This window comes from Streptomyces sp. NPDC050439 (genome assembly GCF_040655335.1).
Taxonomy (GTDB): Bacteria; Actinomycetota; Actinomycetes; order Streptomycetales; family Streptomycetaceae; genus Streptomyces.
Genome location: NZ_JBFAJT010000006.1, coordinates 642,710 through 658,998 on the forward strand (window position 1 = coordinate 642,710; position 16,289 = coordinate 658,998).

The 16,289-nt window shown below is 72.2% G+C and carries 16 protein-coding genes; 11 read left to right on the plus strand and 5 right to left on the minus strand.

What is annotated here, in order from left to right:
- Positions 1 to 2 precede the first annotated feature (2 nt).
- The 4 genes from AB0I66_RS27500 (at position 3) to AB0I66_RS27515 (ending at position 3,595) form a co-directional block, all read left to right on the plus strand.
- Positions 3 to 731, plus strand: coding sequence for an ABC transporter permease (locus tag AB0I66_RS27500; protein WP_363210601.1), 729 nt, complete (start codon positions 3 to 5; stop codon positions 729 to 731).
- A complete protein-coding gene (locus AB0I66_RS27505) occupies positions 728 to 1,408 on the plus strand; it encodes an ABC transporter permease (RefSeq protein ID WP_363210602.1) in 681 nt (226 codons plus the stop codon). Before AB0I66_RS27500 ends, AB0I66_RS27505 begins: the two co-directional genes overlap by 4 nt.
- A gap of 58 nt (positions 1,409 to 1,466) precedes the next feature.
- Positions 1,467 to 2,441, plus strand: coding sequence for an ABC transporter substrate-binding protein (locus AB0I66_RS27510; protein ID WP_363210603.1), 975 nt, complete (start codon positions 1,467 to 1,469; stop codon positions 2,439 to 2,441).
- Between the two features lie 152 nt (positions 2,442 to 2,593).
- Entirely contained in the window at positions 2,594 to 3,595 is a 1,002-nt protein-coding gene (locus AB0I66_RS27515) for a hypothetical protein (RefSeq protein ID WP_363210604.1), read from the plus strand.
- An 84-nt stretch (positions 3,596 to 3,679) separates the two neighbouring features.
- Here AB0I66_RS27515 and AB0I66_RS27520 read toward each other — a convergent pair whose 3' ends face one another.
- Positions 3,680 to 5,023 carry a PH domain-containing protein gene (locus AB0I66_RS27520; RefSeq protein WP_363210605.1) on the minus strand — a complete coding sequence of 448 codons (1,344 nt, stop codon included), beginning with the start codon at positions 5,021 to 5,023 and terminating at the stop codon, positions 3,680 to 3,682.
- Entirely contained in the window at positions 5,020 to 5,538 is a 519-nt protein-coding gene (locus AB0I66_RS27525) for a PH domain-containing protein (RefSeq protein WP_363210606.1), read from the minus strand. The genes AB0I66_RS27520 and AB0I66_RS27525 overlap by 4 nt, the downstream gene beginning before the upstream one ends.
- Before the next feature lie 63 nt (positions 5,539 to 5,601).
- Between AB0I66_RS27525 and AB0I66_RS27530 the strand changes: the two genes are divergently transcribed.
- Positions 5,602 to 6,753, plus strand: a complete 1,152-nt coding sequence (locus AB0I66_RS27530; protein ID WP_363210607.1) for an NADH-quinone oxidoreductase subunit D — start codon at positions 5,602 to 5,604, stop codon at positions 6,751 to 6,753.
- Here the strand turns inward: AB0I66_RS27530 and AB0I66_RS27535 are convergent.
- A complete protein-coding gene (locus AB0I66_RS27535; protein ID WP_363210687.1) occupies positions 6,718 to 7,701 on the minus strand; it encodes an SAM-dependent methyltransferase in 984 nt (327 codons plus the stop codon). The genes AB0I66_RS27530 and AB0I66_RS27535 overlap by 36 nt on opposite strands.
- 162 nt (positions 7,702 to 7,863) lie before the next feature.
- Here AB0I66_RS27535 and AB0I66_RS27540 point away from each other — a divergent pair, with 162 nt between their 5' ends.
- Together AB0I66_RS27540 and AB0I66_RS27545 are read left to right on the plus strand one after the other, a co-directional pair.
- Positions 7,864 to 9,066, plus strand: a complete 1,203-nt coding sequence (locus tag AB0I66_RS27540) for a sensor histidine kinase (RefSeq protein ID WP_363210608.1) — start codon at positions 7,864 to 7,866, stop codon at positions 9,064 to 9,066.
- A gap of 29 nt (positions 9,067 to 9,095) precedes the next feature.
- Positions 9,096 to 9,770, plus strand: coding sequence for a response regulator transcription factor (locus AB0I66_RS27545; RefSeq protein WP_363210609.1), 675 nt, complete (start codon positions 9,096 to 9,098; stop codon positions 9,768 to 9,770).
- Positions 9,771 to 9,791: 21 nt separating this feature from the next.
- On the opposite strand, the gene AB0I66_RS27550 is transcribed toward AB0I66_RS27545, so the two are convergent.
- On the minus strand, positions 9,792 to 10,904 hold the full coding sequence (locus AB0I66_RS27550) for a DUF5937 family protein (RefSeq protein WP_363210688.1): 1,113 nt from the start codon (positions 10,902 to 10,904) through the stop codon (positions 9,792 to 9,794).
- Positions 10,905 to 11,125: 221 nt separating this feature from the next.
- Here AB0I66_RS27550 and AB0I66_RS27555 point away from each other — a divergent pair, with 221 nt between their 5' ends.
- Positions 11,126 to 11,353, plus strand: a complete 228-nt coding sequence (locus tag AB0I66_RS27555) for a hypothetical protein (protein WP_363210610.1) — start codon at positions 11,126 to 11,128, stop codon at positions 11,351 to 11,353.
- Here the strand turns inward: AB0I66_RS27555 and AB0I66_RS27560 are convergent.
- Entirely contained in the window at positions 11,310 to 12,473 is a 1,164-nt protein-coding gene (locus AB0I66_RS27560; protein WP_363210611.1) for a beta-eliminating lyase-related protein, read from the minus strand. The genes AB0I66_RS27555 and AB0I66_RS27560 overlap by 44 nt on opposite strands.
- 147 nt (positions 12,474 to 12,620) lie before the next feature.
- Between AB0I66_RS27560 and AB0I66_RS27565 the strand changes: the two genes are divergently transcribed.
- Genes AB0I66_RS27565 through AB0I66_RS27575 form a run of 3 tightly spaced genes read left to right on the plus strand, consistent with a single transcriptional unit; the run spans position 12,621 to position 16,287 of the window.
- Positions 12,621 to 13,565, plus strand: a complete 945-nt coding sequence (locus AB0I66_RS27565; RefSeq protein ID WP_363210612.1) for a DUF2520 domain-containing protein — start codon at positions 12,621 to 12,623, stop codon at positions 13,563 to 13,565.
- Complete coding sequence (panC, locus tag AB0I66_RS27570) at positions 13,562 to 14,563, plus strand: pantoate--beta-alanine ligase (protein ID WP_363210613.1); 1,002 nt, start codon at positions 13,562 to 13,564, stop codon at positions 14,561 to 14,563. The genes AB0I66_RS27565 and panC overlap by 4 nt, the downstream gene beginning before the upstream one ends.
- Positions 14,560 to 16,287, plus strand: a complete 1,728-nt coding sequence (locus AB0I66_RS27575; RefSeq protein ID WP_363210614.1) for an L-aspartate oxidase — start codon at positions 14,560 to 14,562, stop codon at positions 16,285 to 16,287. Before panC ends, AB0I66_RS27575 begins: the two co-directional genes overlap by 4 nt.
- Positions 16,288 to 16,289: the final 2 nt, after the last annotated feature.

Here is a 16,289-nt window from a genome sequence, read left to right on the forward strand (position 1 = left end):
GGATGAGCGAAGAGAACTGTCTGGTGACGAACGACTGGATCTGCGGGGAGTACGTCCGCTCCCGCAGCCAGGAGCTGATCGACGCCACCGTGCAGCACGTGGGCATCACCGCCGCCTCGGTCGCCATCGGCGTCGCCGTCTCGCTGCCGCTCGCGCTGCTCGCCCGGCGCTGGCGCTTCCTGGCGGGACCGATCCTCGGCGTGACGACCGTGCTCTACACCGTCCCGTCGCTCGCGATGTTCTCGCTGCTTCTGCCGTTCTTCGGGCTCTCGGCGTCGCTGGTCGTCACGGGCCTCGTGCTGTACTCCCTGACGATCCTGGTGCGGAACATCCTGGCGGGGCTCCAGGCCGTGCCGGACGAGGCCAGGGACGCCGCCAAGGGGATGGGGTACGGCCCGCTGAGGCTGCTGTGGGAGGTGGAACTGCCGCTCGCGCTGCCCGCCCTGCTCGCCGGAGTCCGCATCACCACGGTCTCGACGGTGGCCCTGACGACGGTAGGCGCGATCGTCGACTACGGAGGCCTCGGATCGCTGATCCTCGACGGCCTCGACACGACCTTCAAGGCGCAGGTGCTCACCGCGTCGGCGCTCTGCGTGGTCCTCGCGGTCGTCGCCGACCTGCTCCTCCTCGCGCTGCAGCGGTGGCTGACCCCGTGGACCCGCGTCCATCGCATACGTACGAAGCGTCCCGCCCCGGCGGAACGCACGGCCAAGGTGGCTGAACCTGCATGAACGCGATAACCGGCGCGTACGACTGGCTGACCACGAGTGCCAACTGGCAGGGCGAGAAGGGGGTGTGGCACCGCCTCGCCGAGCACCTCTACTTCAGCGGGGTCTGCCTCGCCGTCGCGTGCCTGATCGCGCTGCCGATCGCCCTGTACCTCGGCCACATCGGCAAGGGCGGCGCCCTCGCGGTGAACATCTCCAACATCGGCCGCGCGGTGCCGACACTCGCGGTGCTCGTGCTGCTCACGCTCACCCCGCTCGGCGAGCACGGGGACGTACCGACGCTCATCGCGCTCGTGCTCTTCGCGGTCCCGCCGCTGCTGACCAACGCGTACATCGGGATGCGTGAGGTCGACCGGGCGGTGGTGGAGGCGGCCCGGGGGATGGGCATGAGCGGCCGACAGCTCTTCGCGCGGGTCGAACTGCCCCTCGCGTACCCGCTGATCATGACCGGCGTACGGTCCGCGGGCGTGCAGGTCGTCGCCACGGCGACGCTCGCCGCGATGGCGGGCGAGGGGGGCCTCGGCCGGATCATCACCGCCGGGTTCAACCTGCAGAACACGCCCCAGGTGGTGGCGGGCGCGCTCCTTGTGGCGCTTCTCGCGCTCTTCGTCGAGGTGGTGCTCGTCGTGGTGGGGAAGGTGTTCAGTCCCATGCGAGGGCGCTCGGGGGTCGCGCGGTGATCCCCGACAGCCTCACGTTTTCCAGTTTTCCCGGGTCTTTCGAAATGGTGGTTCACGCATGAACAGCACAACGCGTCGCGCACGACGGATGGCAGGGGCGGCCGTGGCCGTCGTGGCGCTGACCGCGGGGCTCACCGCGTGCGGCGGGGACAGCCTGGAGAAGGACGGCAAGGGTGAAGGGGACAAGGCGGGCGGCAAGGGCAAGATCGTCGTCGGGTCGGCCCGTTTCACCGAGCAGAAGGTGCTCGCCGAGCTCTATGTGGGCGTCCTGGAGGACGCCGGATACGACGCCGAGGTCAAGACCGTCCAGAACCGCGAGGTGTACGAACCCGAGCTCAAGAAGGGCTCGATCGATGTCGCCCCCGAATACGCGGCGACGCTCGCGGAGTTCCTCAACCTCGGCAAGAACGGCCCGAAGGCGAAGCCGGTCGCCTCGAATGACGTGGACGACACGGTGACCGCGCTGAAGAAGCTCGCGGAACCGGAGGGCCTGAAGGTGCTGCCCGCCGGTGAAGCGGTCGACCAGAACGCGTTCGCGGTGAGCAAGGAATACGCGAAGGAGCACAAGCTCAAGACCCTTTCGGATCTCGGTAAGTCCGGCGAGAAGGTCAAGATCGCCGCGAGTGACGAATGCGAGTCGCGCCCGTTCTGCGCGCCCGGGCTCGAGAAGACGTACGGCATCGACGTCGCGGGAATCGACCCCAAGGGTGTCGGCACCACGCAGTCCAAGCAGGCCGTGAAGAACGGCACGGACCAGGTGGTGCTGACCACGACCACCGACGCGACGCTCGACAGCTTCGGTCTGGTGGCCCTTGAGGACGACAAGAAGCTGCAGAACGCGGACAACATCCTTCCGGTTGTGAACGCGAAGGAAGCGGGCGACAAGGAGATAGCCGACGCGCTCGGGAAGCTGACCAAGACCCTGACGACGGAAGATCTCGCGGAACTCGACCGGAAGGTCGATGTGGAGCGACAGAAGGAAGCCGATGTCGCCAAGGAGTATCTGGAGTCGAAGGGATTGATCAAGAAGTAGCGCGGGAAGGAGGAGCATCCTCGAAGTGGCTCGGCCGAAAGTGGAGTTGAGTGGCCGAAGAGGATCGTGAAGGGTGGGGAGTTAGCGCTGTGACGCTCTCATTTTGGCGGGCGGGGCACCATAGTTCGCCTACGCGCGGTAAGTTTCTGGCCATGCCACGTGGACGTCACCGCCATTCCCCACCCCTGCACAGGCTGCTTCCTCCCTCGACGGTCGCAGGCCTCTCCCTTGTCTGCGCCGGTGGCGCCTGGCTGTTCGCGGAACCCGTCGTGCTCCGCGGCCTGGTCGCCGCCGCGGCGGCGGCCGCCGTCGTGGGCTCGGTCGTCATGCGCCGCTGGGACCTGGCGGCCGGCAAGCAGGTCGCCGAGCTGGGCCGGGCCCGCAAGAGCGACGAGTGGCGTTACGAGGAACGCATAGCCGAGTGCGAGTCCGACCTCGACGAGTCCCGCGAGATCCGGGGCCGTCTGGAGACGAAGCTGCGCTCCAAGCGGGCCGAGCTCGCCGCCCTGCGCAACGAACACGCGGCGCTCCTGCGGCGGTACGCGACCGCGGAGACCGAGCGCGCGAGCGCCCTGGAGGGGCGGCGGCTGCTCGCCATCGAGGCGTCCACCCCGGCGCGGGCGCTGCCGCCGGCCCCCACGCGCGCGGAGCCCGCGGCCCGGGCCGAGGCGCCGGCTCCCGTGGTGCGCCCGGGGTCGATCGCGCCCCCGTCGCTGTACGACAGGGCGAACATGGCGCTCGACCGGCTGACCCCGAAGCCTTCCCCCGAGGGCGATGCCTCCCGGCAGCGCGCGGACGGGGACGAAGCGCGGGGGAAGTCCGGGGCGGCCGAGGGGTACGGCGGGCATGAGCGCGCGGTCGCCGTCGCGCCGCCCGCGCAGAGGCGACGCCAGGGCGTCCAGGGCGGCTTCGACTTCTTCGGCACGAAGAGCGAGGCGACCGCGGGTGCGTTGGAGTCCGTGCAGAACGAGGACCTCGCGGACGTCGTGGGCGAGGAGGCACTCGCCGTGCACAAGGCGGAGTCCGAGGCGGAGTTCAAGAACGCGCCGCAGGACGACGCCGCGCGGGGCGTGGGCCAGGTCATCGACCTGACGGCGCACGACGAGACCGAGCAGATCGACGTGGCGGAGCTGCGGACGGCTTTGCGGGCGTAGGCGGGCCCCTGGGCCTTGGTTGCCGTCATCACCGGCTCCGCCGAGTTCGTCCTCAAACGCCGGACGGGCTGAATTCCAGCCTCTTCAGGCCATCCACCGATCCGGTCGCGCCGTCCTCCGTCCCGTACGCGACCTCTCCGCCTGCGCGGACAGCAGTGCGGCCGCCTCCTCCGTGGGTCGCAGCCGCGCCGTGACCGTCTTGTCGGCGCCCGTGTCGACGTGCACGTCCGCCACCCCCTTGAAGCGCTCCCAGGGGCCCTGCGTGAGCCGCACGCTCTGCACCTTCGCGTGCGGAACCAGGGACAGGCGGCGGCGCAGCAGGCCGTGCCGCGCCGCGAACACCGTGTCCGTCACGGTCAGGCCGTACCCCTTCCACCACACCGGAAGGCACCACGCGGCCCGCGCGGGAGGGCGGACGAGCTCGGCGGCGTCCGGCACCCGTACCCCCGGCAGGATGCGCGCGATCACGGCCTCCGCGATCTCCCGCGGCGCGACCGGGACCAGGACGCCGTTGGACGAGCCCGCGACATCCAGCTCGACCCGCACCCAGCCGCGCCGCCGCCACAGCCACGGCTCCACGACACGCACCGTCTGCACGCGCCCCGGGGGCACCGTCTCGTGCGCCTTGTCGAGCAGCCCGTGGTCGATGCGCAGACCGTCCGGGGACTCGCCCACCTTCCAGTCGTACTCCCCGATGAACCGCCCCACGCTGCCGGCGAACGCGCCGCCCAGCATGGGAAGTCCCGTCGCGAGCACCGTCCACAGGTTGTGGGTGGCGAACCACAGGAAGGGCGGCACGATGAGCGTGGCGACGAGCATGGCCCACGTCGTGCCCGTCAGCAGCAGGGCGATCGCGAGCATGCGCGGCGGTACGTGCACCAGGTTGTCGACCGGCGCCTCGCCGACCTCGTGCGCCGTCTCGGGCGCGAAACCGGCCGCACGCGCGAGGAGTTCGGCCCGCAGGAAGGAGGCCTCCTCCTGTCCCAGATAGGCCAGTTCGTCCTTCTTCTCCGTCCCGACGACGTCCAGCTTGAGCTTGGCGACGCCCGCGATACGGGCCGCGAGCGGCTGTGTCACGTCCACCGCCTGGAGCCGGTCGAGCCGGATGTGCGCGGTGCGCCGGAAGATCAGGCCGGTACGGATGCGCAGTTCGGTGTCGGTGACGGCGAAGTGCGTGAACCACCAGCTCATGAAGCCGTAGAAGGCGCCGCCCAGGAGGACGACGGCGATGCCGACGAGCAGCCCGGTCACCGGGAGCTCGGAGACCCGCCGTTGTGTGCCGCCCGGGTCGTGCACCGCGAAGCCCACGATGACCGCGACCGGGGCCCAGGCCCTGCGCAGGGGCGTGACGGGATGCAGACGCCGCTCTCGCACGACCTCGACGCCCGGGGTGTGTTCCTGCCCGGCAACCTCCCGTACGCCGCTCACAGCCCCGCCGAGCGGGCCTCGCCCAGTTCGGTGAGCCGGTCGCGCAGCCGCTCCGCCTCCGCGGGGACGAGGCCGGGGATGCGGGCGTCCGTGGCGGCGGCCGCCGTGTGCAGCTGCACCCCGGCCAGGCCGAAGTAGCGCTCCACGGGCCCCGATGTCACCTCGACGAGCTGCATCCGGCCGTACGGGACGACCGTCTCCTCGCGCCAGAGCACACCCCGGCTGATCAGGAGGTCGTCCACCCGCTCCGCGTACCGCCACGAGCGCCAGTTGCGCCCCAGCATCGGCCAGCCCCACGCGACGAACGCCAGCGGGACGGCCGCGAACGTTGCCCACGACGGCCCGGCGAAGACCCACAGGAGCACACCGACGGCCGCCGCGAGCGGCACGAGCCACACCACGAGGAGCAGTCGCCGCATCCGCAGCACCCCCCGCGGCAGCCCGGTCCACACCGGCTCCGCGGCTGACTCTCCCGGCTGCGCCGGCCGTGCCGGTCCCGCCGTCCCCGTTTCCATGCCTCAAGCGTACGTAGCCGACGTGACAGTCGCGTAGGAGCGCGCGTACGAGAGAATGCGCGCATGAGCCCCACGACGGAGACCACGCTCGGCATCGGCGGCGCCGCGGAGAGCACCGACATGGTGCTCAACATCGGCCCGCAGCACCCGTCCACGCACGGCGTGCTGCGGCTGCGCCTCGTCCTCGACGGCGAGCGGATCCAGCAGGCCGAGCCGGTCATCGGCTACATGCACCGCGGTGCGGAGAAGCTCTTCGAGGCGCGTGACTACCGGCAGATCGTGGTGCTCGCCAACCGGCACGACTGGCTGTCCGCGTTCTCGAACGAGCTCGGGGTCGTCCTCGCCGTGGAGCGGATGCTGGGCATGGAGGTGCCCGAGCGCGCCGTCTGGATGCGCACGCTCCTCGCCGAGCTGAACCGCGTCCTCAACCACCTGATGTTCCTCGGCTCATATCCCCTCGAACTGGGCGGCATCACCCCGGTGTTCCACGCGTTCCGGGAGCGCGAGGAGCTCCAGAACGTGATGGAGGAGATCTCCGGCGGCCGCATGCACTACATGTTCAACCGGGTCGGCGGCCTCAAGGAGGACCTGCCGGCCGGATGGGCCGCACGCGCGCGTGGCGCGGTGGCATCGGTCCGCTCCCGCATGGATGTCTACGACAAGCTGGTGCTCGGCAACGAGATCTTCCGGGGTCGTACACGCGGCGTCGGCGTGCTCTCCCCTCAGGCGGTGCACGCCTACGGAGTGAGCGGTCCCATCGCCCGCGCCTCCGGAGTCGACTTCGACCTGCGCCGCGACGAGCCCTACCTCGCGTACGGGGAGCTCCAGGACACCCTGAAGGTCGTCACGCGTCAGGAGGGCGACTGCCTGGCCCGCTTCGAGTGCCTCCTGGAGCAGACCCACAACGCCCTCGACCTCGCCGACGCCTGCCTGGAGCGGCTCGCCGAGCTGCCGCCGGGGCCGGTCAACCAGCGTCTCCCGAAGGTGCTCAAGGCCCCCGAGGGCCACACGTACGCGTGGACCGAGAACCCCCTGGGCATCAACGGCTACTACCTGGTCTCCAAGGGCGAGAAGACCCCGTACCGCCTGAAGCTCCGCTCGGCGTCGTACAACAACATCCAGGCACTCGCCGAACTGCTGCCGGGGCAGTTGGTCGCCGACATGGTGGCGATCCTGGGGTCACTGTTCTTCGTGGTCGGCGACATCGACAAGTAGCGGCCCGCCGGGCGCGTCCTCGAGCGCCACGGGCTGGATCAGCCACCCGAAGTCGCCGAGCCCGCCCTCGGCGGTCAGCTCGGCCGCCTCCCCCGCGCGCGTGAGGGCCCGTACGTACGCCGTCGGATCACTGGTGGCAAGGGAGAGCGGCGGGCGGCCACCGCGCACGCCGAGCGCCCGCAGGGTCGCCCGCTGGGTGAGCAGACGGGCTCCGGGCAGCGCGCACGCGTCCAGCGCCACATGGGCGGTGATGTCGCACGTGCCGTCGGGCACGGGCGCCACCTCGCGGCCCTCCCGGAAGCCGTTCAGCGTCCCGAAGGGCGGCCGTGCGGCGCGGTCGTGCGCGTAGTCCACGGCGACCGCGAGGCCGCGCGTCAGCGTCGCCGCGGCCGCCGACCACGCCTCGTCCCGGGGGCGGCCGATCTCCGCGCGCAGGCCGGGCTCAGGGGCGAGCGGCCACCAGCGCGCGAGCCAGGAGGCGTCCGCGCCCTCCACCGTGTCGCCGAGGGACTCGTTGCCGTCGTCGCCGACGAGCACGTGCCGCGCCAGGCCTTCGGAGTCCACCTCGACGACGTCCAGGGGGACGTTGTCGAGCCATTCGTTGGCGAAGAGCAGGCCGGTGACCCCGGTGGGCGGCAGGTCGTGCCACTCCACGCGCGGATCGAGTCCTGCCGGGCGCGCGGCCCGCTCGACCGCGCAGGCACGCACTCGTGCCGCCACGTCGGCGGGCAGCGCGTCCAGGACGCCCGCGGTCAACTCGCCGCGCCCCGCGCCAAGATCGACGAACGCCAACTCGTCCGGGTGGTCGAGGGCCTCGTCCACCCGGCACAGCAGCCGGGCCACGGCGCCCGCGAAATGGGCCGAGGCGTGCACCGACGTCCGGAAGTGTCCCGCGGGGCCTTCGGGGCGCAGATAGAAGCCGCCGGGCCCGTACAGGGCGGCCTCCATGGCCTCCCGCCAGCCACGCCGCGCGTCTTTCCGCTCACCTCGGGCCTCGTTCGTCACGCGAGAAGGCTAAGCGGGCCTCCACCTTGGGGAGTACACGCGAGCGGTACGGATCGGACCTCCGGTTGACCCCGGAGGGCCGTCCCGCTGCCTACGCTGGGTTACGTGCAGCGCGTCTATGACTTCCTCCGCAGACACCCGACCGGGGTCGATGGCTTCTGGGCCCTCGTCCTGCTCGGGATGTCCGGCATCGGTCTGGTCTCCATGGCCGAGGGGGAAGGCCGTGACCCGAAGGTCGCGGCCGCCGTCATCGTCCTCGGCATGTCCGTCGTGGTGGCGCTGCGCCGCAAGTACGTCGAGAAGATGCTCATCCTCGCCGTCGTGCTCGGCGTCGCCCAGTTGATCTTCGACGTGAAGACGATGCCGGCCGACTTCGCGATGCTGGTGATCATCTACACCGCGTCGGCCGACGGCGCGAAGTGGGCCTCGCGGTTCGCCCTCGTCGGCGGCCTGTGCGCGGCTCCGCTGTCGTCGCTGCGCTGGCCGGAGGAGAGCATAAGCACCTTCGGCAGCATCTTCTTCACGATCTTCCAGATGGTGCCGTTCGCCCTGGCCTGGGTGCTCGGCGACTCCATCCGCACCCGCCGGGCGTACTTCGCGCAGCTGGAGGAGCGCGCCGACCGCCTGGAGAAGGAGCGGGCGGCACAGTCCAAGGTCGCGGTGGCGGCCGAGCGGGCCCGCATCGCGCGTGAGCTGCACGACGTCGTCGCGCACAACGTCTCGGTGATGGTCGTCCAGGCCGACGGCGCGGCGTACGTCCTGGACGCGGCCCCCGAGCAGGCCAAGCAGGCCCTGGAGACCATCTCCGGCACCGGACGGCAGGCGCTGGCCGAGATGCGCAGGCTGCTGGGCGTGCTGCGCACCGGCGAGCACCAGGAGAGCGGTGAGTACGTCCCGCAGCCCGACGTCGAGCAGCTCGACGAGCTCATCGAGCAGGTGCGCACGGCAGGCCTCCCGGTCGACTTCAAGGTCGAGGGAACCCCGCGCCCGCTGCCCAGCGGCGTCGAGCTCACGGCGTACCGCATCGTGCAGGAGGCGCTCACCAACACCCGCAAGCACGGCGGCGAGAACACCGGCGCGAGCGTGCGCCTCGTCTACTTCGACGACGGCCTCGGGCTGCTCGTCGAGGACGACGGCAAGGGCGCCCCGCACGAGCTGTACGAGGACGGCGGCGCGGACGGCAGCGGGCACGGCCTGATCGGCATGCGGGAGCGCGTCGGCATGGTCGGCGGCACCCTGGACGCGGGGCCGCGGCCGGGCGGCGGCTTCCGCATCAGTGCGCTTCTCCCGCTCAAGCCCGCAAACTGACACCTGTCACCGAAACGAAAGGGCCTTTGATGTCGATCCGCGTCATGCTCGTCGACGACCAGGCGCTGCTGCGCACGGGGTTCCGGATGGTGCTCGCCGCACAGCCGGACATGGAGGTCGTCGCGGAGGCGGGCGACGGGGTCGAGGCGCTGCAGGCGCTGCAGACGACCGAGGTCGACGTGGTGCTCATGGACGTACGCATGCCGAAACTGGACGGCGTGGAGACGACCCGGCGCATCTGCCAGGACGCGAACCCGCCGAAGGTCCTGATCCTGACGACGTTCGACCTCGACGAGTACGCCTTCTCGGGGCTGAAGGCGGGCGCCTCCGGCTTCATGCTGAAGGACGTGCCCCCGGGTGAGCTGCTCGCCGCGATCCGCTCCGTGCACAGCGGTGACGCGGTGGTCGCGCCGTCCACGACGCGGCGCCTCCTCGACCGTTTCGCGCCGATGCTGCCGAACGCGGGCGGGCAGCCCCAGCACAAGGAGCTGGAGCGGCTCACCGAGCGCGAGCGCGAGGTCATGATCCTGGTCGCCCAGGGGCTCTCGAACGGGGAGATCGCGGCGCGGCTCGTCCTGTCGGAGGCCACGGTGAAGACCCATGTGGGCCGCATCCTTACGAAGCTCGGCCTGCGGGACCGGGTGCAGGTGGTCGTCCTGGCGTATGAGACGGGTCTGGTGCGGGCCGGCGGCGGCGGGGCCTGACGGCTGCCCCGTCCCGTGGGGTCAGCGCAGGATGCCCTCCAGGAAGTCGCTGCCCAGGCGGGCCACCACGGAGACGTCCAGCTGGTGCATCACGTACCGCCCGCGCCGAGCCGTGGTGACCAAACCCGCCTTCTTGAGGAGGGTGAGGTGCCGGGAGACCTCGGGGGCCGTCAGGCCGACCGCGTGGGCCAGCTCCCCGGTGGTGAAGGACGCGCGGGCCAGGTCGCGGCACAGCCGCAGGCGCACGGGGTGCGCGAGGGCCGTGAGCCGCTTCTCCAGGGTCTCCACCGAGGTGGGCCTCGCCAGGTCCGGCGCGGACACGGGGTAGTGGATCACCGGGCGCCAGCCGGGCGCGTGCAGGACCATCAGGTGCGGCCAGGCGAAGTGCGAGGGCACGAACGTGAGCCCCGCGCCCAGGGAGTGGTCCAGGGCGGTCGTCCGGCCCGGCACGAGCTTGTCCGCCGTGATGCGACGGTTGTCCGCGTCCACGGAGAGGGCCGCCGAGACTGACGTCAGCACTTCGGAGAGGCCCTTGTGGCGCAGTATCTCCGTCTTGTGCCGTGCGTCGGCGGCCAGTTGGACGCGCACCCGCCGCCAGGTGTCCGCGAAGAACGCCTCGTCGCAGTCCTCCAGGAGGCGGCGCAGCCAGGCCCGGACGGTCCGCGGGTCGCTCAGCAGGCGCCGCGCGAAGTCCAGTTGCCGTGTGCCGCGGGTGGCGGCGAGCTCCAGGGCGCGCGCTCCGCGGACCGGGTCGGTGAGCGGCGAAGGGCCGCCTTCGTTGTAGGTCGTGCCGCAGGTGAACTCCAGGGCCGCCATGACGAATCGCTCGTCGTCCAGGCGGTCGAGCAGGTCCAGTTCGTCGGTGAGGGTGGCGCCCGGCCTGCCGTCGCCGTCGACGAGCCCGGCGAACGCCATGAAGACGTCCGAGAACGTGTTCCGCCACAGGAAGTCGGCCTCGCACAGCCGGTCGGCGAGGTCCGGCTTGAGGCAGGCGGTGGTCGCCGTGGCCCAGCCGTGCAGCCCCGGGTGGTGGCCGGGCTCGGCCAGCGCGTGCAGGGCGACGCCCAGCTCCGCCAGGGGCGAAGGGTCGAAGAAGATCCGCTCCTGCGGCAGGCCCGCGATCTCGATGTGCACGCTCATGGACCCATCGTGCACCGCGCCACCGACATCCCGGCCGCCGATTGACGCCCGGTGTCAATCGGCGCGACGACGGCGTGACGGCGGGAGCAGTCTGTGGTGACAGGGCCGGACGACGACACCACCGGACCCGGTCTTCACCTCCTTGAGCCGACTCTGCTTCCCGTCGACTCAAGGGGGCCCGATAAGTAACATTTGTCATGAGAGGCGAACCCATCATGAGCATCACCCAGCAGTACCTGCTCGACAGCTACCGCGCCGTCCAGCACGACGAGCGCACCCCGCCCGCCCCCGGCCGCCAGGACTGGCAGGTCCTGCGCGAGATACGCGACTACGGCCGCTTCCGTGCCGTCGTGGAGGAGCGCCCCGCCCACGGAAGGCTCCGGGCAGCCGTGGCCCGACTCATCCGGGGATCCGCCGCACGAACTCCGCGACCGCATCATTGACGTCGTCGGACGTCCACTCCAGGCCCGCCTCGGTCACGGTGACCTCCGTGACCGAGAGGCCGGGCGGCCCGTCCGGGAACCAGCGGCCGAACAGCTGGGTCTTGGTCTCCTCGGCCTGCGAGAGCGCCGCCTCGGTGAGGACGTCGGCGTCGTACGGCAGCCAGACCTGGAACTGATGGGTGTGCGGCTGCTCGGGGTGCACGCGCGACCAGGGCACCCCGGCCGCCGCGAACCCTTCCCGCAGCGCGTCGGCGACCACGCGCGCGTGGTCGACGTAATCCGGCAGCCGGGGGAGGGTGTTCTTCAGGCCGAGCAGGGCGGCGACGGCGGCCGGGAACTGCTGGAAGACCTGGCCGCCGTAACGGTGGCGCCAGATCCGCGCTTCGTCGACGAGGGTGCGCGGGCCCGCGAGGACCGCGCCGCTCAGGCCGTCGAGGGACTTGTAGAACGACACGTACACGGTGTCCGCGAGAGCGGCGATCTCCGCCAGGGAGCGGTCGAAGTGCGGTGTGCACTCCCACAGGCGCGCGCCGTCGAAGTGCACGACGGCGTCACGTTCCCTGGCCGCCTCCACGACCTCTTCGAGCTCCTCCCAGGACGGCAGCACGAAACCGGCGTCCCGGAGCGGCAGTTCGAGCATCAGCGTCCCGAAGGGCTCCTCGAAATCCCGCACCTCGTCGGCCGTGGGCAGCCGCGGCTCCCTCGTCGGATGCACGGTGCGCAGACCGCTCACCGCGGAGAGGGCGCCCCCTTCGTGGACCTCGGGGTGCGCCTTCGGGTGCAGGGCGACCGTCGCGTTGCCGGTGCGGCCCGCCCAGCAGCGCAGGGCGACCTGCTGGGCCATCGTGCCGGTCGGGAAGAAGGCGGCCGACTCCTTGCCGAGCAGTCGCGCGACCTCGTCCTCCAGGCGCGCGACGACCGCGTTGCCGTAGATGTCGATGGGCTCGTCCGGGTCCACGACCTCCGACGCCGCGTCCGCGAGCGCGGAGAGCCGCGCCGCGAGCGGGAGGTGCGCGGACCAGCGGTGCAGGGTGCGGGTGGCGCCGAGGGCGGCGGACCGGCGGCGGGCGGCGAGCAGGTCCTGCTCGCTCACCTCGGATTCTCCGTCGTGTGCAGTCATCCCCCGAGCATGGCGTGCGGTCGGCCACCGGTCATACCAATACCCACAGCCTGTGGACAGCCGAGGACGCGGCACCGACCAATCGCGTTAGCATGACGAGAAATCGTCCGGTACCCCGAGCGGACTGGAACGGGAAGGCGTCATCGCGTGAACGCACCTCATCAGCCAGACCCGCGGGACCGCCCCGCGAGGCTCACGGTGGGCGTCGTGGGAGCGGGCCGTGTCGGCCCCGCGCTCGCCGCGGCACTCCAGCTCGCCGGGCACCGACCGGTCGCCGCGTCCGGGGTCTCCGACGCGTCCGTACGACGCGCGGCCGCCCTGCTGCCAGACGTCCCCCTCGTCCCACCCGCCCAGGTCCTGGAGCGCGCCGACCTGGTCCTCCTGACCGTTCCCGACGACGCCCTCGTGGGCCTCGTCGAGGGCCTCGCCGAGACCGGCGCCATCCGCCCCGGCCAGCTCCTGGTGCACACGTCCGGGCGGTACGGAACCCAGGTCCTCGAACCCGCGCTGCGCGCAGGCGCCCTGCCGCTCGCGCTGCACCCCGCCATGACGTTCACCGGCACCCCCGTCGACGTGCAGCGCCTGGCGGGCTGCTCCTTCGGCGTGACCGCCCCCGAGGAGCTGCGCCTCGCCGCCGAGGCCCTGGTCATCGAGATGGGCGGCGAGCCCGAGTGGATCGCCGAGGAGGCCAGGCCGCTGTACCACGCGGCGCTCGCGCTCGGCGCGAACCACCTGGTCACGCTGGTCGCCGAGTCCATGGACCTGCTCAAGGAAGCGGGAGTTTCCGCCCCCGACCGGATGCTCGGCCCGCTGCTCGGCGCCGCCCTGGACAACGCGCTGCGGTCCGGCGACGCCGCCCTCACCGGACCCGTCGCGCGCGGGGACGCGGGCACCGTCGCCGCGCACGTCGCCGAGCTGCGCAAGCACGCCCCGCAGACCGTCGCCGGCTATCTGGCGATGGCCCGCGCGACCGCCGACCGCGCCCTCGCCCACGGACTGCTCAAGCCCGAGCTCGCCGAGGACCTCCTGGGCGTCCTGGCCAACGGCGGGGGCGTGACCGGGACCGGCGACGCCGGGGGAGGCACCCGATGACCCGCCTGGCGCACACCGCCGAGCCGCTGCGCACGCGTACGCGCGCCGGGCGCCGGGTCGTCGTCATGACCATGGGCGCCCTGCACGAGGGCCACGCCACCCTGATCCGCACCGCGCGCCGCATCGCGGGCGACGAGGGCGAAGTCGTCGTCACGGTCTTCGTGAACCCCCTCCAGTTCGGGGCGAACGAGGATCTCGACCGCTACCCCCGCACCCTGGACGCCGACGTCAAGATCGCCGAACAGGAAGGCGCGGACTTCGTGTTCGCCCCCTCCGTGGACGAGGTCTACCCCGGCGGCGAACCCCAGGTCCGCATCAGCGCAGGACCCATGGGCACCCTCCTCGAAGGGGCCACCCGCCCCGGACACTTCGACGGCATGCTCACGGTCGTCGCCAAGCTGCTGCACCTCACCCGGCCCGACGTCGCGCTGTACGGCCAGAAGGACGCCCAGCAGCTCGCCCTCATCCAACGCATGGTGCGGGACCTGAACTTCGGCGTCGAGATCGTCGGCGTACCCACCGTGCGCGAGGACGACGGCCTGGCCCTGTCCAGCCGCAACCGCTACCTCTCCCCGGCCGAGCGGCGCACCGCGCTCGCGCTCTCCCAGGCCCTCTTCGCGGGCCGCGACCGGCACGCCGCGCAGGAGGCCCTCCACGCGCGGGCGGCGCTCGCCCCCGTCACGCACGCGCGCGCCGACGCCCTGAACGCCCTGGGAGAGTCCCGCGCCGCCGCCGACACCCACGCGCTCGCCCAGTCCGTCACGCCGTCCGTGCCCGGCGGCCCCGCGGCCGTCCGGGCCGCCGCCCGCCACGTCCTCGACCAGGCGGCCCGCAGCAAGCCCCCGCTCGAACTGGACTACCTGGCGCTGGTCGACCCCGCCGACTTCACGGACGTCCAACCGGGCCACACCGGTGAGGCGGTCCTCGCCGTCGCGGCCAAGGTCGGCGCGACCCGGCTGATCGACAACATCCCGCTCACGTTCGGAGCCACCCCATGAGCGCCACCGGAATACGGCTGCACGCCCCCGCGCCCGGCTGGTCCCTGGAAGCCGACATCGTCGTCGTCGGCTCCGGAGTGGCCGGTCTGACCACGGCCCTGCGCTGCTCGGCGGCGGGCCTGAAGGCCGTCGTGGTCACCAAGGCACGCCTGGACGACGGCTCCACGCGCTGGGCCCAGGGCGGCATCGCCGCGGCACTCGGCGAGGGCGACACCCCCGAACAGCACCTGGACGACACCCTCGTGGCGGGCGCGGGCCTGTGCGACGAGGAGGCCGTGCGCACCCTGGTCACCGAGGGCCCCGACGCGGTGCGGCGCCTCATCGAGACCGGCGCCCACTTCGACACAGGACCCGAAGGCGCCATCGAGCTGACCCGCGAGGGCGGCCATCACCGCCGCCGCATCGCCCACGCGGGCGGCGACGCGACCGGCGCGGAGATCTCCCGCGCCCTGGTCGAAGCGGTGCGCGCGCAGGCCATACCGACCGTCGAGAACGCGCTCGTACTGGACCTGCTCACGGATGCCGACGGGCGCACCGCCGGTGTCTCCCTGCACGTCATGGGAGAGGGCCAGCACGACGGCGTGGGCGCGGTGCACGCCCCCGCGGTCGTCCTCGCCACCGGCGGCATGGGCCAGGTCTTCTCGGCGACCACGAACCCCTCCGTCTCGACGGGCGACGGCGTCGCGCTCGCCCTGCGCGCGGGCGCCGAGGTCAGCGACCTGGAGTTCGTGCAGTTCCACCCCACCGTGCTCTTCCTGGGCGCCGACGCGGAGGGCCAGCAGCCGCTGGTCTCCGAGGCGGTGCGCGGCGAGGGAGCCCACCTCGTGGACGCGGACGGCGTGCGCTTCATGGTCGGCCAGCACGAGCTCGCCGAGCTCGCGCCCCGGGACATCGTCGCCAAGGGCATCACGCGCCGCATGCAGGAACTGGGCACCGAGCACATGTACCTGGACGCCCGGCACTTCGGCGCCGAGATGTGGGAGAACCGCTTCCCGACGATCCTTGCCGCCTGCCGCTCCCACGGCATCGACCCGGTGACCGAGCCCATCCCCGTCGCCCCGGCCGCGCACTACGCCTCCGGCGGCATCCGCACCGACCCGCACGGCCGCACCACGGTCCCGGGTCTGTACGCCTGCGGAGAGGTCGCCTGCACGGGCGTGCACGGAGCGAACCGCCTCGCCTCCAACTCCCTGCTGGAAGGCCTGGTCTACGCCGAGCGCATCGCCGACGACATCGCGTCGTCGCACACGGGGTCGTCGCACTCGGGCCAGACGCTCCACGCGCGCGTGCCCGCGCCCGTCTCCCACCCCGACACCCCCGCGCACCCCTTGCTGCCCCCCGAGGCCCGCTTCGCCATCCAGCGCGTGATGACCGAGGGCGCGGGAGTGCTCAGGTCCGCCGACTCGCTCTCCGGGGCCGCGGCCCGGCTCGCCCGCATCCACGCCGAGGCCGCGGGCGCGCTCGCCGAGGACGGCAAGACCGCCGAGCCCGGCGTCGACACCTGGGAGACCACCAACCTCCTGTGCGTCGCCCGCGTCCTGGTGGCCGCCGCGCAGCGCCGCGAGGAGACCCGCGGCTGCCACTGGCGCGAGGACCGCCCCGACCGCGACGACGAGGCCTGGCGGCGCCACATCGTCGTACGCCTCAACGCGGACCGGACCCTGGCCCTGCGCACGACCGAGACCGCAGACTTCCCCCCGACGACCAGCCTTCAGGAGAAGTGACC

What these genes read in the sequence shown, in the direction of transcription:
- panC (WP_363210613.1), top strand. Translation starts at nt 13,562, where the DNA reads ATGACCCGCCTGGCGCACACCGCCGAGCCGCTGCGCACGCGTACGCGC.
- AB0I66_RS27545 (WP_363210609.1), top strand. Translation starts at nt 9,096, where the DNA reads ATGTCGATCCGCGTCATGCTCGTCGACGACCAGGCGCTGCTGCGCACG.
- AB0I66_RS27575 (WP_363210614.1), top strand. Translation starts at nt 14,560, where the DNA reads ATGAGCGCCACCGGAATACGGCTGCACGCCCCCGCGCCCGGCTGGTCC.
- AB0I66_RS27525 (WP_363210606.1), bottom strand. Translation starts at nt 5,538, where the DNA reads ATGGAAACGGGGACGGCGGGACCGGCACGGCCGGCGCAGCCGGGAGAG.
- AB0I66_RS27560 (WP_363210611.1), bottom strand. Translation starts at nt 12,473, where the DNA reads ATGACTGCACACGACGGAGAATCCGAGGTGAGCGAGCAGGACCTGCTC.
- AB0I66_RS27515 (WP_363210604.1), top strand. Translation starts at nt 2,594, where the DNA reads ATGCCACGTGGACGTCACCGCCATTCCCCACCCCTGCACAGGCTGCTT.
- AB0I66_RS27555 (WP_363210610.1), top strand. Translation starts at nt 11,126, where the DNA reads ATGAGCATCACCCAGCAGTACCTGCTCGACAGCTACCGCGCCGTCCAG.
- AB0I66_RS27510 (WP_363210603.1), top strand. Translation starts at nt 1,467, where the DNA reads ATGAACAGCACAACGCGTCGCGCACGACGGATGGCAGGGGCGGCCGTG.
- AB0I66_RS27535 (WP_363210687.1), bottom strand. Translation starts at nt 7,701, where the DNA reads ATGGAGGCCGCCCTGTACGGGCCCGGCGGCTTCTATCTGCGCCCCGAA.
- AB0I66_RS27530 (WP_363210607.1), top strand. Translation starts at nt 5,602, where the DNA reads ATGAGCCCCACGACGGAGACCACGCTCGGCATCGGCGGCGCCGCGGAG.
- AB0I66_RS27505 (WP_363210602.1), top strand. Translation starts at nt 728, where the DNA reads ATGAACGCGATAACCGGCGCGTACGACTGGCTGACCACGAGTGCCAAC.
- AB0I66_RS27500 (WP_363210601.1), top strand. Translation starts at nt 3, where the DNA reads ATGAGCGAAGAGAACTGTCTGGTGACGAACGACTGGATCTGCGGGGAG.